This is a genomic window from Actinomycetota bacterium (assembly GCA_030774015.1).
Classification (GTDB): domain Bacteria; phylum Actinomycetota; class UBA4738; order UBA4738; family JACQTL01; genus JALYLZ01.
In genome coordinates this window covers 1-15,494 of the sequence record JALYLZ010000046.1, presented here as the reverse complement: position 1 = coordinate 15,494, position 15,494 = coordinate 1, and the positions used below count along the sequence as shown (strand labels likewise).

14 protein-coding genes and 1 pseudogene are annotated in these 15,494 nt (G+C 69.7%); 10 read left to right on the top strand and 5 right to left on the bottom strand.

Annotation, left to right across the window (positions count from 1 at the left end; translation table 11 throughout):
• Positions 1 to 181: 181 nt before the first annotated feature.
• From M3Q23_04825 to coxB, 4 genes are read right to left on the bottom strand one after another with little or no spacing between them, the layout of a single operon-like run.
• Complete coding sequence (locus tag M3Q23_04825; GenBank protein ID MDP9341436.1) at positions 182 to 583, bottom strand: cytochrome c oxidase subunit 4; 402 nt, start codon at positions 581 to 583, stop codon at positions 182 to 184.
• Positions 584 to 593: 10 nt separating this feature from the next.
• Positions 594 to 1,190, bottom strand: a complete 597-nt coding sequence (locus tag M3Q23_04820; protein ID MDP9341435.1) for a heme-copper oxidase subunit III — start codon at positions 1,188 to 1,190, stop codon at positions 594 to 596.
• Positions 1,191 to 1,206: 16 nt separating this feature from the next.
• On the bottom strand, positions 1,207 to 3,048 hold the full coding sequence (ctaD, locus tag M3Q23_04815; GenBank protein ID MDP9341434.1) for a cytochrome c oxidase subunit I: 1,842 nt from the start codon (positions 3,046 to 3,048) through the stop codon (positions 1,207 to 1,209).
• Between the two features lie 9 nt (positions 3,049 to 3,057).
• Positions 3,058 to 4,122: a cytochrome c oxidase subunit II gene (gene coxB / locus M3Q23_04810; protein ID MDP9341433.1), complete on the bottom strand. Its 1,065-nt coding sequence runs from the start codon at positions 4,120 to 4,122 to the stop codon at positions 3,058 to 3,060.
• Positions 4,123 to 4,361: 239 nt separating this feature from the next.
• On the opposite strand from coxB, the gene M3Q23_04805 reads away from it, so the two are divergent.
• The gene (locus tag M3Q23_04805) at positions 4,362 to 5,255 is read left to right on the top strand and encodes a cytochrome c oxidase assembly protein (GenBank protein ID MDP9341432.1); all 894 of its coding nucleotides are present in this window, start codon (positions 4,362 to 4,364) and stop codon (positions 5,253 to 5,255) included.
• Here the strand turns inward: M3Q23_04805 and M3Q23_04800 are convergent.
• Positions 5,236 to 7,068 (bottom strand): heme o synthase, encoded by a 1,833-nt coding sequence (locus tag M3Q23_04800; GenBank protein ID MDP9341431.1) that lies wholly within the window; start codon positions 7,066 to 7,068, stop codon positions 5,236 to 5,238. The two genes, M3Q23_04805 and M3Q23_04800, sit on opposite strands and share 20 nt — an antisense overlap.
• A gap of 110 nt (positions 7,069 to 7,178) precedes the next feature.
• Between M3Q23_04800 and M3Q23_04795 the strand changes: the two genes are divergently transcribed.
• The 9 genes and pseudogenes from M3Q23_04795 to nuoG all read left to right on the top strand — a co-directional run.
• Positions 7,179 to 7,604, top strand: a complete 426-nt coding sequence (locus M3Q23_04795) for a pyridoxamine 5'-phosphate oxidase family protein (GenBank protein ID MDP9341430.1) — start codon at positions 7,179 to 7,181, stop codon at positions 7,602 to 7,604.
• 96 nt (positions 7,605 to 7,700) lie between these two features.
• Entirely contained in the window at positions 7,701 to 9,110 is a 1,410-nt protein-coding gene (locus tag M3Q23_04790) for an FAD-dependent oxidoreductase (protein MDP9341429.1), read from the top strand.
• A gap of 16 nt (positions 9,111 to 9,126) precedes the next feature.
• Positions 9,127 to 9,477 (top strand): annotated as a pseudogene (ndhC, locus tag M3Q23_04785) (NADH-quinone oxidoreductase subunit A).
• A 139-nt stretch (positions 9,478 to 9,616) separates the two neighbouring features.
• Positions 9,617 to 10,084 (top strand): NADH-quinone oxidoreductase subunit B, encoded by a 468-nt coding sequence (locus M3Q23_04780; protein ID MDP9341428.1) that lies wholly within the window; start codon positions 9,617 to 9,619, stop codon positions 10,082 to 10,084.
• Positions 10,085 to 10,096: 12 nt separating this feature from the next.
• Positions 10,097 to 10,594, top strand: coding sequence for an NADH-quinone oxidoreductase subunit C (locus M3Q23_04775; GenBank protein MDP9341427.1), 498 nt, complete (start codon positions 10,097 to 10,099; stop codon positions 10,592 to 10,594).
• A 26-nt stretch (positions 10,595 to 10,620) separates the two neighbouring features.
• Complete coding sequence (nuoD, locus tag M3Q23_04770; GenBank protein ID MDP9341426.1) at positions 10,621 to 11,883, top strand: NADH dehydrogenase (quinone) subunit D; 1,263 nt, start codon at positions 10,621 to 10,623, stop codon at positions 11,881 to 11,883.
• A gap of 4 nt (positions 11,884 to 11,887) precedes the next feature.
• Positions 11,888 to 12,544, top strand: coding sequence for an NADH-quinone oxidoreductase subunit NuoE (gene nuoE / locus M3Q23_04765; protein ID MDP9341425.1), 657 nt, complete (start codon positions 11,888 to 11,890; stop codon positions 12,542 to 12,544).
• Positions 12,545 to 12,587: 43 nt separating this feature from the next.
• Positions 12,588 to 13,916 carry an NADH-quinone oxidoreductase subunit NuoF gene (gene nuoF, locus M3Q23_04760; protein ID MDP9341424.1) on the top strand — a complete coding sequence of 443 codons (1,329 nt, stop codon included), beginning with the start codon at positions 12,588 to 12,590 and terminating at the stop codon, positions 13,914 to 13,916.
• Positions 13,917 to 13,926: 10 nt separating this feature from the next.
• A partial coding sequence (nuoG, locus tag M3Q23_04755; GenBank protein MDP9341423.1) for an NADH-quinone oxidoreductase subunit NuoG occupies positions 13,927 to 15,494 on the top strand: 1,568 nt, incomplete at its 3' end.

Below are 15,494 nucleotides of genomic sequence, written 5' to 3'. Positions count from 1 at the left end.
CTCGTCGGGGAACCAAGCGAGGAACTGCCGCCAAGAGCCCGGGTAGTCCGCCCCGGCTCGCGGGTGAGACCCGTCGGTGACCACCACAACATGTTGATCCTACTGGAGCTAAGTGGATACCCCCTATGCCGAATTTGTCGCAACGGCTTCCCGGGGAGCCGGGGCCAGGGCAGAGAAGGCGCTAGTGGTCCTGGGCGTGGCGGGCCTTGTCGGCGGCGTACCGGCCGGCCTGCACGAACCAGCCCACCGCCGCCGTCAGGAAGATGACCAGCCCCAGCGCCAGCACGACGGCGCTGAACTTCATCCCCACCACCGCCACGCAGGCGCCGAGGGCCATCACCAGGGGCCACCAGCTTCCCGGGAGCATGTGCTCCGGCCCGAGCTCAGGTTCCGCGTCCTGCTCCATCTCGGCCCGGTCGTACGGCCCGGCGTGGTCGAGGGTCGTGGCGATGTACATCAGCGCCACCGAGAACACCCCCAGCATGACGGCGCCGGCGAGCTCCTTGGCCACCAGCCCGTAGGTGACCCCTGCCGCGAAGGCCAGGCCCGCCAGGACCATGAAGATGCGACCGGCCGATCTCACGTCCCGACCCTCATTTCAGCAGGTACAGCGTCGAGAACAGCCCCAGCCACACGATGTCGACGAAGTGCCAGTAGATCGCGCAGGCCTCCAGCGCAGTGTGGTTCTCCCTGGTGATCTGCCCGGACCATCCCCGCGCCAGGATCAGGTAGATGAACACCAGCCCGCCGGCCACGTGGGCGCCGTGGAAGCCCGTCATGGTGAAGAACGTGGTCCCGAACACGGTGTCCCGGACCGAGAAGCCCAGTCGCGAGTAGTCGTACAGCTGGCCCCCCAGGAAGATCCCGCCCAGCAGCAGGGTGAGCTTCAGGAAGCGCAGCATGGTGGCCCGGTCGCCCCGCCGGATGGCCCACACCGCGAACTGCATGGTCACCGAGGACAGCACCAGCATGGTCGTGGAGACGGACGGCAGGGGAAGCTCGAGGCCCTTGATCCCCGGCGGTGGCCACTGCGGCGCCTGGGCCCGGACCGTGAAGTACGCCCCGAACAGCGCGGCGAAGAAGATGCACTCGGAGGCCACGAACAGGATCACCCCGAGGAGCGACGGCGGCATGGGGTCCGCCCGGCGCCGGACCGCCGCGGCCGAGGTGGGGCCCTCGTGGGCGCTCATCTATCCCCAAATCCCGTCACGAGTCCTCCTTGGGCGGCTCACCCTCGAGCGTGGGGTTCGGTGGGGCTTCGTCGTGGGCCGGAGCGTGTTGCGGCGGGGCCTCCCCGCCGTGCGCCAGGTCCCCCCGTTCCAGGACCTCCTCCTGCGTCTCCGGCGCCTTCGGTCCGCCCACCGGCAGCACCTCCGATACCGAGGTGGCGTGCTGGGGCATGGGACCGTGCCGGGCGTCCCACACGGGCCGCTCCGAGCGGATCGGCGGGAGCGCGTCGAAGTTCCACGCCGGCGGCGGGGACGTCGTGGCCCACTCCAGGGAGTTCCCCTCCCAGGCGTCCGCGGGCGCGTCCTTCGGACGGCGGAAGCTCAGGAACGCGTTCGCGATGAAGACCAGCATCCCCACACCCAGCATGTACGCGCCGATGGTGGAGATCCGGTTGTCCGTGAGGATGCCGGGAACGAGCGCGGCCACCTCGCGGTACTGCGCGATGCGCCGGGGCATGCCGTTCAGTCCGGCCAGGTGCATGGGGAAGAAGGCCAGGTTCGCCCCCACGAACATGAGCGCCCAGTGGATCTTCCCGAGGGTCTCGTTGAGGTACCGTCCGGTGATCTTGGGCCACCAGAAGTAGAACCCGGCGAAGATCCCGAACACGCTGCCGCCGAACAGCACGTAGTGCAGGTGCGAGACGATCCAGTACGTGTCCTGGAGGTGGTAGTCGATGGGGGGCGACGCCACGAACACGCCGTCGATGCCGCCGATCAGGAACAGCATCAGGAACCCGATGGCGAACAGCATGGCCGTGGTGAGCTGGACCCGCCCGCGCCACATGGTGGCGATCCAGTTGAAGAACTTCACCCCCGTCGGCACGGCGATGGCGCCCGTCAGGAAGGCGAAGAACGGCGCGTACACGGCCCCCGTGGTGAACATGTGGTGTGCCCACACCCCGAACCCGAGCAACCCGATGGCGAGGGTCGCGTACACGAAGGCCCGGTAGCCGAACAGGGGCTTGCGGGAGAACACCGGCAGGACCTCGGACACGATCCCCATCGAGGGCAGGATCAGGATGTAGACCTCGGGGTGCCCGAAGAACCAGAATAGGTGCTGCCACAGGATGGCGTTCCCGCCGGCCGCCGGGTCGAAGAAGTGCCCGCCGAAGTTCCGGTCGATGAAGGCCGCGGACAGGGCGGCGGTGAACGCGGGCATCGACAGCAGCAGCAGCATCGACGTGGTCAGGAACGTCCACACGAAGATGGGCAGCCGGAACATGGTCATGCCCGGCGCCCGCAGCTTGAAGATCGTGACCAGGAAGTTGATGGCCCCGAGGAGCGAGGAGAGCCCCAGGATCAGCAGGCCCATCACCATCAGGTCGGTTCCGAAGCCCGGCGCGGAACCCACGCTCTGGACCCCGGTCAGCGGCTCGTACAGCGTCCAGCCCGTGGAGGCCGCGCCCTGCGGCGACAGGAAGCCCCCGTAGATCATCAGCCCGCCCAGCGGGAACAGCCAGTACGAGAACGCGTTCACCCGTGGGAAGGCCATGTCGGCCGCCCCGATCTGGAGCGGGACGATGAAGTTCGCGAAGCCGACCGTGATCGGCATCACGAACAGGAAGATCATCGTGATGGCGTGGACGGTGAACAGCTGGTTGTAGCGGTGGAAGTTGAACAGCGTGTTGTCCGGTGACCACAACTGGGTCCGGATCATCTCGGCCAGCAGGCCGCCGACCAGGAAGAAGAAGAACGCGGTGCCGATGTAGAGGATGCCGATGCGCTTGTGGTCGGTGGTGGTCAGCCAGCTGACCACCCCGCTACGCCTGGGGGCCCCTGCGGGCTGGTAGCCCTCGCGCGTGACCTCGGTGACCGCCATCTCCAAACCCTATTTCACCACGAAGGTGCCGAACATCGCGGCCGGATGCACGTCGCACCGGAAGAGGTAGGTACCCGCCTGGAGGGCCTTCACCTGGTAGGTCGTGGTGGCCGGCCCCGTGATGGTGTCGGTGGTGCTGGTGGCTCCCCCCAGGAGCGTGCCGCCCTGCGTCGGATCTTTCGTGTAGATGGCCACGTTGTGTGGAACGCCCACATCCTGGTTGTCGAACTTGATGGTGAACGCCTGGTTGGCGGGGGCAGCCAGGCACTTCGTGTCGAACGCGGTGTTCTTGGCGGTCACCTCGAGGCTGGTGCCGGCGGGCGAGCACGTCCCCTGCTTGGCCTGCTTGGCGGCCTCGTTCGTCAGCCAGCTCTGGAAGTCCGACGACGTCATGGTCTGGACGGTGAACGTCATCTCATTGTGGAAGTCACCGCACAGCTCCGCGCACTGCCCGTGGTACGTGCCGATGCGGTTCGCGTCGATGGTGACGTCGAAGGTGTTGGTGCGCCCGGGAACGACGTCCCGCTTGAACAGCCAGGCCGGCACGTAGAACGAGTGGATCACGTCCGGGGAGATCTCGTTGAAGTGGATCACCTCGCCCACCGGGAGGACCAGGGTGGGGGGCTGGAGCTGGCCCTCCGCGGCGATGCTCACCCCGTAGGGGGCGCCCCGCTGAAGCTCGTCGGTGCTGCTCGGGTGGTAGTAGTCGAACTTCCACTGCCACTGGAACCCGGTGATGTCCACGGTCAGGGCGGGGTTGGCGGGCTGGTGGTTGACGTCGACCATGACCTTCATCGACATCACGAACAGGGCCATCACGATGACGCTCGGGATGGCCGTCCACAGGATCTCGACGTTGCGGTTCCCGTGGATCTGGGGCGGCATCGTGTCGTCGCCCTTGCGCCGCCGGTACCGAAGCGCGTTGTAGACGATGGCGATCTCCACACCCACGAACACCACGGTCGCGAGGACCAGGACGATGTTGTAGAGGCTGTGGGTCTGGTCGCCCTGCTTGGTGATGGCTGGCGGCGCGCACGCGGACAGCAGGATGGCCGCATCGGCCGCCAGGGCCACGAGGCGAAGGGCTCGTCGCGTCGTTTGCCGCCCGCGTTGGTTCCTCACCAGTTTCGGGGACTCCTCGAGACGGTTCGTGTGCCCCAGGTGGGCCGAACGGCGGCATTCTATCCGAGGCGCCCGCCGGAGCGCGCGCGCCAAGGCAACGAGGCGCCTGGCCGGGGCGCGCCAAGACGACGAGGCGCCCCGCCGGAGCGCGTCCGGCGAACCGCCGGCCTTCGTGGCAGCATGGGGCAGGCATGATCGCCCACGCCGGAGGCATCCCGCCCGCGTTCTCGCCGGTCCGCCTGCTGACCGGGTGGAGCTTCTCCCCCTTGCCGCTGGTGCTCGTCGCGGTGGCGGGGGTCCTGTATGGCATGGGGCTCCGGAGGCTGTCCTCGGGGCCCCGGTTCCCCTCGGGCCGGGTGGTCGCCTTCTACGGGGGGCTGGCGGCGACGCTGGTGGCGGTGGCCTCTCCGGTGGACACGTACGCGAACGTGAGCTTCTCCGACCACATGGTCCAGCACATCCTGCTGATGTTCGTGGCCGCCCCGCTGTTCGCGCTGGGGGCGCCGATCACCTTGGCCCTGCGGGCGGCCCGGCCTTCCACCAGGAAGCGCTGGATCCTTCCCACGCTGCACAGCGCGCCGGTCCGGGTGCTGTCGCACCCCATCGTGGCCATGGCCCTGTTCACGGTGGTGCAGTACGTCACCCACCTCACGTCGCTCTACAACCTGGCCCTGCGGTCGGACCCCGTCCACGAGCTCGAGCACGCCCTGTACCTCGGCACCGCACTGCTGTTCTGGTGGCCGGTGGTGGGGCTGGACCCGGCGCCCCACCGGATGTCGCATCCGGCCCGGCTGCTGTACCTGGTGGCGGCGATGCCGCTGGAGGCGTTCCTGGCGGTGGCGCTGCTGTCCGCGAGCCCGTACCCGCACTACCTGGCCCTTCCGCCCCCGTGGGGCGGGGCGGCCGCGGTATCGGACCAGAGCGCGGCGGCCGCATTCATGTGGATCGCCGGGGACCTCTCGACCCTGATCGCCGCGCTGCTGGTGGCGGCGGCCTGGTTCCGCCACGACGAGATGCGGCAGCGCCGGATCGAGGCCGACATCGATCGCCTGGCAGCGACAGGGACTACGTTGGGATCGCGATGAGACGATCCGCCGCCACCGCGGCGAACAGCAGGGCCAGGTACGTGATCGAGTACTTGAACAGCCCGAAGGCCAGCTTGGGCGAGGTGTTCCGCCACAGCTCCACGGCCCGGTACAGGAACACGCCCCCCAGTGCCAGCGCGGCCACCAGGTAGATCGCCCCCATCCGGGCCACCGGATACAGCACCAGGGTCACCCCGACCAGCACGATCGTGTACAGGAGGATGCTCCGGGTGGTGGCCCGTTCGCCCCGCACCACCGGCAGCATGGGCACTCCCGCCGCCGCATAGTCCGTCTGGTAGCGCATGGACAGTGCCCAGAAGTGCGGCGGTGTCCACATGAACACGATGGCGAACAGGATCAGGGGGGGCAGGCCCAGGCTTCCCCTGACCGCGGCCCACCCCACCAGGACCGGAACCGCGCCGGCCGCTCCCCCGATCACGATGTTCTGCGGCGTGGTCCGCTTCAGCAGCAGCGTGTACACGACCACGTAGAACAGGAGCGCGGACAGGGCGAGCGCCGCCGCCAGCACGTTCACGGTCATGCCCAGGAACACGAACGCGATCGCTCCCAGCGCGTACCCGAAGCCGAGGGCCCGGTTGGGCTCGATGCGGTGGCTGGGGAGGGGGCGGGACCGGGTCCGGCGCATGAGCTGGTCGATGTCGCGGTCGAAGAACTGGTTCATCGCGTTCGCGCCGCCGGCCGCCAGCGTGCCGCCGAACAGCGTCGCCGCGATGAGCCATGCCGAGGGGAAGCCGCCCGCCGCCAGCACCATGGTCGGCACGGTGGTGATGAGCAGCAGCACCACGATGCGTGGTTTGGTCAGCTGGAAGTACGCGCGGGTGGTCTGGCCCAGCGAGCGGCGGGTGCCGACGGGCTCGCCGGCCCGCTGTCCGTTCACCTCGGCTGCGGCCCGCTTCGTCCCGACCAGGCGGCGGCTGGTGGTGGCCAGGGCCACCAGCGCCCCCCAGATCAGGCTGGACACCACCACGTGCGCGACCTTGGCCGGCGCGCTGAGTTTCGTCCACACCAGCGCCGCGCCCAGCAGCACCTGGGCTAGGAACAGCACGACCGTGAGGGTCGAGAAGAACGTCAGGTCGAAGAACCGGCGGGGCATGGTCCACGCCCGCAGGACCACGTACACGACCAGCACGCCCACCAGGGCGGCCAGGACCCGGTGGAGGAACATCGTGGTGGCAACCCCGCCCAGCTGCGGCACCAGCTTGCCGTCCATGAGCGGCCAGTCGGGGAAGGCCAGCCCCGCGCCCTGGCCCCGGACGTACGCCCCCACGATCAGCAGGAGGAACGTCGCTGCGGCCGTGGCCACGGCCAGATGGGCGAACCCGGGCTCGTGCCCCACCCGAGCCGTCCCCCGTTCCTCGATGCGGACGTTGCAGAACGAGCTGGCCACGACGTACACCAGCGTGCCGGCCAGGAGCATCGCCGTGGCGAAGTGCGCCGTGACCAGCGAGGCCTTGAGGTCGCCCTTCACCACCACGGCACCGAGGGCCGCCTGCGCCACCACCAGCACCGCGGCCAGCATCGAGCCTCGGAACAATCGGGGGTCTCGCCGGTACCGGCGCCATGCCACCACGGCGAGCCAGCCCACCAGGACGACGGAGATCAACGCGAACAGGCGGTGGCTCTGCTCGATGAGCGCGTGGTAGGAGAAGGGGCCGCCGGGGACTCCGTTGCAGAACGGCCACGAGCTGCCGCATCCGGCACCCGAACCGGACGCGCGAACCAGCCCACCCACGCCGATGAGCGCATAGGTCGAGGCCAGGGCAGCGATGGCGAGCTTCTGGAAGCGATTCATCGTCGATCGGATGCGCCCATCCGGGCAGCTGATGAGTGTAGACGGGCAGGCCGCCGTCCGCGCGGGTCGGGAGGGTCACCTCGTGAGGCGGCTAGGATGGTCGACCACCCGTGGACGAACGCGAAGCGCGCCAGGTCTTCGCCCAGATGCCGGTGATCCGGGTCGCCACCGTCGGTCGCGACGGGGCCCCGCACGTGGTCCCCTTGTGGTTCGTGTGGGAGCCGGAGGCCGTGTACGTGTCGGTCCGCGGATCGAGCCGAACGGTCGAGAACGTGCGCTCGGACCCGAGAGTGGCGCTGCTGCTCGACGCCGGCCAGACCTGGGCCGAGCTCGCCGGGGTCGAGCTCCATGGCAAGGCCGAGTTGCTGGAGCCTTCCCATCCCGACCTCCGCCGTCCCATCTCGCGGTGGCACGACAAGTATCGCCTGTTGCTGTCGGGCGGCGGCTTCCGCCGGTTCACGGAGGCCATCCCGGAGCTGTGCTTCCTCCGGGTCGTACCGGGCCGTGTGGCGTGGTGGGATCACGCGCGAGGGTAGGCGGCGAGAGCCGTGCGTCTCGTTTGCGGGGTTTCCGTGGGCGGCTTAGATTGGAGATTGTGAAACTCTTCACAAGCGGCAGCGGGAAGAGATTGCGTGCCTGCCGCGACCGCTGAGTTCGACGTCCTCGTCGTCGGCTCCGGGCCGGGAGGGTCGAGCGCCGCGTACCACCTCGCTCGCCACGGGGTCAACGTCGGGCTCGTGGAGAAGGCCGCGTTCCCCCGAGAGAAGGTCTGCGGCGACGGGTTGACGCCACGCGCCGTGGCGGCGCTGCTCGACATGGGGATCGACACCTCCGCTCCCGGCTTCGTCCGGGTCGACGGGCTCCGCGTCTACGGCCGGCGCGGGGGCCTGGACCTTCCGTGGCCCGTGCTCTCCGCCTGGCCCGGATACGGGCTGGTGCGGACCCGGCTCGACTACGACGAGCTCCTGGCCCGCCGGGCGGTCGAGGCGGGGGCGACGCTGTGGGAGCGCTCGGAGGCCGTCTCGCCGGTGATGGACCGGGGGTGGGTGACGGGCGCAATGGTTCGCCGGTTGCAAGCGCCTCCCCCCGCAGTTGCAAAGCGCCGGAAGAGCAAGACGTTGCAAAAGCAAGATGCTGCAGCTGCAACGGAACGCAATGGCGCGGCTGCTGGCGGCGGCACGGACCGCGCCGGTGCCGACGCCGCGGCGGGCGGTGCCGGGACGCGGGAGCGGAAGCAGACGGATGCTCCGCTCACGGAAGTGCGGGCGCGGTTCGTGCTGGCGGCGGACGGGGCCTCCTCGAGGTTCGGGGGCCAGGTGGGCGTCCGGCGCGACCCCTCCAGGCCCCTCGGGATCGCCGCGCGCCGCTACTACCGGATGACCCGGCCGATGATCCCGATGCTCGAGGCGTGGCTCGACCTGTGGGAGGGCGACGCAATCATGCCGGGGTACGGCTGGATCTTTCCGGTCTCGGACGAGGTGGTGAACGTGGGGGCCGGGCTCTTGAACACATTCCAGGGGTTCAAGGACATCTCCGCCCGCCGGATCTTCGACATCTTCATCAAGATGCTGCCCGAGGATTGGGGCCTCACCGAGGAGAACGCCACCGGGCCCATGAAGTCCGGGCCGCTGCCCATGGGGTTCAATCGCCGTCCCCTGGCCATGCCCGGGATGCTCGTCATCGGCGACGCCGGCGGGATCGTGAACCCGTTCAACGGAGAGGGAATCTCCTACGCCATGGAGACCGGCAAGCTCGCCGCCGAGCTGGTGTACGAGTCGCTGGCCAAGGACCGGCCCGGGCTCGCGCACGTCTACCCGACCCTCGTGCACCGGCAGTACGGGAAGTACTACTTCATGGGGAACACGTTCGTGAAGCTCATCGGGAATCCCAAGATCATGCGCTTCGCCACGGAGCACGGGCTTCACCGCGAATGGCTGATGCGCTTCGCGATGCGCATGCTCGCCAACCTGTCGGACGGCCCGCGAGGCGACGTGCAGGACAAGCTGATGTACGCGATGGAACGCCTCTCCCCGACGGCATGAGGGACCGAGCCCGGTGCTGAGCGACTACCTGCCGATCGTCCTCCTGGCGGGGTTGGCGGCGGGGTTCGCCATCGCCTCGTTGATGGCGTCCGCAATGCTGCGTCCGAAGCGGCCGACCCCGGCGAAGCTCTCTCCGTACGAGTCCGGCATCGTGGCCGAGCGGATGCCCCCGGACCAGCGGTTCCCGGTTAAGTTCTACCTCGTGGCCATGCTGTTCATCGTGTTCGACATCGAGACCATCTTCCTGTTCCCCTGGGCGGTCTCGTTCCGCCGCCTGGGCCTCTTCGGGCTGGTGGAGATGGTGGTGTTCGTGGCCCTGGTGTTCGTGGCGTACGTGTACGTCTGGAAGAAGGGTGGCCTGGACTGGGGCGCCCCCTCCCGGCCTGTCCGGCGGCCGGGGTCGCGTGTCGAGCCGGGGGCCCGGGTCGAGCCCCCACCCTCCGAGGTGGCCCGTGCCCGTTGAGCGGATCGCCGGCGTGCACACCGGGAAGGAGTCGGACGCCGACGTGGAGGAGGACGTCCGGCGGGGCATCCTGCTGACCACGCTGGAGACGGCCGTGAACTGGGCCCGCAAGCAGTCGATGTGGCCGGTCACGTTCGGCCTGGCCTGTTGCGCGATCGAGATGATGGCCGCAGGAGCCGGGAACTACGACCTGGCCCGGTGGGGGATGGAGATCTTCCGGGCCTCGCCTCGCCAGTCCGACCTCATGATCGTGGCCGGGCGGCTGTCCCAGAAGATGGCGCCGGTGCTCCGGCAGGTCTACGACCAGATGCCGGAGCCGAAGTGGGTGATCTCGATGGGCGTGTGCGCGTCGGCAGGCGGCATGTTCACCAACTACGCGGTGGTGCAGGGCGTGGACACCATCGTCCCGGTGGGCATCTACGTGCCCGGCTGCCCGCCCCGGCCCGAGATGCTGATGTACGGCATCCTCTCGCTGCACCAGAAGGTTCGGACCGAGGGGCACCTGAAGTAGGCAGGAGTGGGGATGGAGACGACCGAGCTCGCCGAGCGGCTCCGCCAGCGATTCCCCGACACGATGGTGGCGCGGGACGAGGTGGCCGTGCCGCTGGGACGGGAAGAGCTCCTGGCTGCGCTGACGTACCTGAAGGAAGACCCGGACCTGTCGTTCGGCTTCCTGTCCGACATCACCGCCACGGACTGGCCGGGGAGGCTGCCGCGGTTCTGGCTGGCCTACCACCTCCTGTCGCTGGAGCACCGTCACCGGGTCCGGTTGAAGGTCGGGCTGGCCGAGGATGACGCGGTGGCCCCGTCGGCCACTCCCGTGTTCCCCACCGCGAACTGGCTGGAACGCGAGGTGTTCGACTTCTACGGCGTGGTCTTCGAGGGCCACCCGGACCTCCGCCGGATCATCATGCCGGACGACTGGGACGGCCATCCCCTGCGCAAGGACTACTCCCTGGGTGGGGTCGGGACGCAGTACCGGGGCGCGTTCATCCCGTCGGTGGACGAGCGGAACGGTTGATGGCGAAGCGCACGCCGCCCATCCCCATGGAGACGGCAGGCACCATGCCCGCGCAGCCGTACCGGGGGGACCTCCGCGAGGAGACCATGATCATCAACATGGGGCCCCAGCACCCCTCGACGCACGGGGTGCTCCGGCTGATCCTGGAGCTCGACGGCGAGATCGTGGTGTCGGCCCGCCCGGTGGTCGGCTACCTCCACACCGGCATCGAGAAGAACTGCGAGTGGCGGAGCTGGCAGCAAGGGGTCGCGTTCGTGACCCGCATGGACTACCTGTCGCCGTTCTTCAACGAGTTGGCGTACTGCCTGGCGGTGGAGCGGCTCCTGGGGATCGAGGTCCCGGAGCGAGCCCGGGTCATCCGGGTGATGCTGTGCGAGCTGAACCGGATCGCCTCCCACCTGGTGTGGCTGGCCACCACGGCCCTCGAGCTGGGCGCGATCTCGGTGATGCTGTACGGGTTCCGCGAGCGCGAACGCATCCTGGACATCTTCGAGATGGCTTCCGGCCTGCGGATGAACCACGCCTACATGCGCATCGGCGGGCTGGTCATGGACCTCCCGGAGGGCGCCACCGACCGGGTCCGCGAGTTCCTGCGGGACATGCCAGGCCGGATCCACGAGTACGAGGACCTGCTGTCGGCGAACCCGATCTGGCTGGAGCGGACCCGCGGCGTGGGGTACCTGTCGCCGGAGGACGCCGTGGCGCTGGGGGCGACCGGCCCCATCATCCGGGCCTCCGGCGTCGACTACGACGTCCGGACCAAGAACCCCTACGGCGGCTACGAGGACTACGACTTCGACGTTCCCGTGGTCCCCGAGGGCGACTGCTACGCGCGGTACCTGGTGCGGATGGAGGAGATGAAGCAGTCGCTCCGGATCGTGGAGCAGAGCCTGGAACGGCTTCCCGACGGGCCGGTGAAGATCGAGGACCCCAAGATCCGTTTCCCGGGCGACCTGCGTGTCGGGCCCGACGGCATCGGGAACTCCGAGGACTACGTCCGCCACATCATGGACGAGTCCATGGAAGCCCTGATCAACCACTTCAAGCTGGTGACCCAGGGCATCCGGGTCCCGCCCGGCGAGACGTACCAGGCCGTGGAGTCGCCCCGCGGCGAGCTCGGCTACTACGTCGTCTCCGACGGAGGTACGCGTCCGTACCGGGTGCGGGTGCGCGACCCCTCGTTCGTGAACCTGCAATCGATGCCGCTGATGGTGGAGGGCGGGTTGATCGCGGACGTGGTCGCGTGCACCGCGTCCGTCGATCCCGTCATGGGCGGTGTGGACCGGTGAGCTCATGAGCCTGCTGTCGCCGGAGCTTCGCGAACGCGCCGAGGAGATCAAGGCCCGCTACCCGGACAGCCGCTCGGCCATGCTCCCGCTGCTGTATCTGGTGCAGTCGGTGGAGGGCTACGCCTCCCGCGAGGGGCTCCGGGAGGTCGCGGAGATCCTCGACCTCACCACGGCCGACGTGGAGGCGGTGGCCACCTTCTACACGATGATCCGGAACCGTCCGGCCGGGAAGTACATCCTGTCGGTCTGCACGAACCTGTCCTGCGGGCTGGTCGGCGGGAAGCGGCTGTACCAGCGGGCCCACGAGATCCTGGGGCCCGGAAGCGAGGGCGTGACCGACGACGGGCTGCTCACGCTGCACGAGGAAGAGTGCCTGGGGGCCTGCGAGCAGGCCCCGGTGGTGCAGGTCAACTTCCTGAACTACGCGCGGATGTCCGAGGAGGGGCTGGCCCAGCTGATCGAGGGGCTCCGCCGCGAGGACCCACCGCCCTCCACGTTCGGGCCCAGGCCACCGGACCTGAAGGAAACCTGCCGGGTCCTGGCCGGGATCGGTGGCGCCGCCCGGCCGAACGGGGTCGGCGGCGCCGCACGGCCGAACGGGATCGGCGGCGCACCGGCCGACGGGACGGCACCGCGGACCGAGGATGCGGCCGGTGGCTGAGTTCGATCCGGTGCTCACGGCGCGGTGGGGCCGGGACAACCCCGTGTGGATCGACGCGTACGAGGCCTCCGGCGGGTACCAGGCACTTCGCAAGGCCCTGGCGATGGACCCGGAAGAGGTCATCGAGGAGGTCAAGGCCTCCGGGCTGCGCGGGCGGGGCGGGGCGGGGTTTCCCACAGGCCAGAAGTGGAGCTTCGTGCCGCAGGACACCGGCAAGCCCACCTACCTGGTGGTGAACTTCGACGAGTCGGAGCCCGGCACCTTCAACAACCGTGAGCTGGTGGAGCGCGACCCGCACCAGCTCATCGAGGGCGCGATCATCGCAGCGTACGCGATCCGCTGCCACCGCGCCTTCATCTACACGCGCGGCGAGTTCCTGCACGCGGGCATGGTCCTGGAGCGCGCGCTGGCCGAGGCGTACGACCGCGGATACGTGGGGCCGAGCGTGGCGGGCGCGGACTACCCCCTCGACGTCGTCATCCACCGGGGCGCCGGCGCGTACATCTGCGGGGAGGAGACCGCGCTGCTCGATTCGCTGGAGGGCCGGCGCGGGCAGCCCCGCCTGCGGCCGCCCTTCCCCGTCGTGGCCGGGCTGTACCACTCGCCGACCGCCATCAACAACGTCGAGACGCTCTGCAACGTCCCCCACATCGTCGAGCGGGGCGCCACGTGGTTCGCCTCCATGGGGACCGAGAAGTCGACCGGCCCCAAGATGTTCTCCGTCTCCGGGAAGGTGAACCGGCCGGGGAACTACGAGGCGCCGATGGGGACCACGGCCCGCGAGCTGATCGAGGAGTACGCCGGCGGCGTGCTGGACGGGCGCCCGGTGAAGGCGTGGACGCCGGGCGGGTCGTCGACGCCGTTGCTGACCGCCGACCACCTGGACACCGCGATGGATTTCGAGTCCGTCCAGGCGGCGGGCTCGCTGCTGGGGACGGCGGCCATGATCGTGATGGACGACCGGGACTGCGTCGTCGACGCGACGCGCCGGATGACCGAGTTCTACGCCCACGAGTCCTGCGGCAAGTGCACGCCCTGCCGGGAGGGGACGTGGTGGCTGACCAAGGTCCTGACCCGTCTGGAGGAGGGGCTGGGGCGGATGGAGGACATCCCGCTGCTGTCCGACGTCGGCGACAACATCCTGTTCAAGGCGTTCTGCGCGCTGGCCGACGGCGCGGTCTCTCCCATCCAGTCCTCGCTGAAGTACTTCCGCGACGAGTACGAGGAGCACGTGCGGCTCGGACGGTGCCCGTTCCAGGACCGACCGGAAGTGTCCGCCGTCACCCCCCGGGGGGCCGGAGCCGAGATCCCGCCGGAGGGCGAGCCGGCCGTCACCGGAGGGGGCCCCGGCCTGGCGGAGGTGCTGGAGTGAGGTTCGGCAGATGACCGGCGCCGACCTGGTCACCATGGCCATCGACGGGAAGGAGGTCACCGTCCCCAAGGGGACGCTGCTGATCCGGGCGGCGGAGCAGGTCGGCATCGAGATCCCGCGGTTCTGCGACCACCCGTACCTGGACCCGGCGGGGTCGTGCCGCCAGTGCTACGTCGAGGTCGAGGGGCAGCGCAAGCTCATGACCGCGTGCACCACGCCGGTCGCGCCCGGCATGATCGTGCGGACCCAGAACACCAGCGACCAGGCCCGGAAGGCCCAGGTCGGGACCCTGGAGTTCCTGCTGCTGAACCACCCCCTGGACTGTCCGATCTGCGACCGGGGAGGGGAGTGCCCGCTCCAGGACCAGGCGCTGGCCTTCGGCCCCGGCGAAAGCCGCTACGTCGAGGCCAAGCGGGTGTACGAGAAGCCGATCTCCCTCTCGCCGCTGGTCGCGCTGGACCGCGAGCGGTGCGTGCTGTGCGCCCGGTGCACCCGGTTCTGCGACCAGATCTCGGGCGACCGGTTCATCGAGCTTTTCGACCGGGGCGCCGCGGAGCGAGTGTCGATCGCGCCCGGCGAGGACTTCCGGTCGCCGTTCTCGGGCAACACCATCCAGATCTGTCCCGTGGGCGCCCTCACCGCTGTGCCGTACCGGTTCGTGGCCCGGCCGTTCGACCTCAAGACCGTCGATTCGGTCTGCATGCACTGTGCGTCCGGATGCAACATCCGGGCGGACCTCCGGGGAGGAAAGGTCGTCCGGCACCTGGCCCGCGACAACGACGAGGTGAACGACGCGTGGACCTGCGACAAGGGCCGGTTCGCCTTCCAGTTCCCGGACGCCGAGGACCGGCTGGCCACGCCGTTGCTGCGGGCCCCCGGGCTGGAGCCGGTGTCGTTCTCGGAGGTGTTCCAGGCCATCGCGTCCTGGTCCCGGGGCGGCCGGGTGGCGTTCATCACCGGCGGCCGGCTTGCGGACGAAGACGCGTACGCGCTGTCGAAGCTGGCCCGAACCGCCTTCCACACGAACGACCTGGACCACCGGCGGTACCGCTCCGGCGACGTTCCCGAGCGGGTCGAGGCGTACGCCGCGGCCGGCATGCCCGTCACGTATCGCGACGTGGAGGCGGCCAGGGTCATCCTCGTGGTCGGCCTGGACGTGGAACAGGAGCTTCCCATCCTGCACCTGCGCATCCGCAAGGCGGCCCGCAGCCGGGCCCTCGTGTACGTCATCCACCCTCGGCGGACCCGGCTGTTCGACGTGGCGGAGCACGTGCTGGTGCCGCCCGGCGGCGAGGCCGCGGTCCTGCATGCCCTGGCCGGAACCGGTGGAACCGGGGGAACCGGGGGAACCGGGGGAGCGGACAGTGGCAGGGTGGGGGCGTCGCCCGTCATCGAGCGGATCCGGGCGACGCTGGAGGAGGTGGGGCGGGACGGGCTCGTGCTGGTCGGGCCGCGCCTGGCGGAGAGCGCGGGGGCGGTCGCCGCGGCCGCGAGCCTGGCCCGGAGCGTGGGCGGGAGGTTCGCCTTCCTGAGCCGTCGGGCGGGGGACCGGGGAGCCCTTCGCGCGGGCGTCCACCC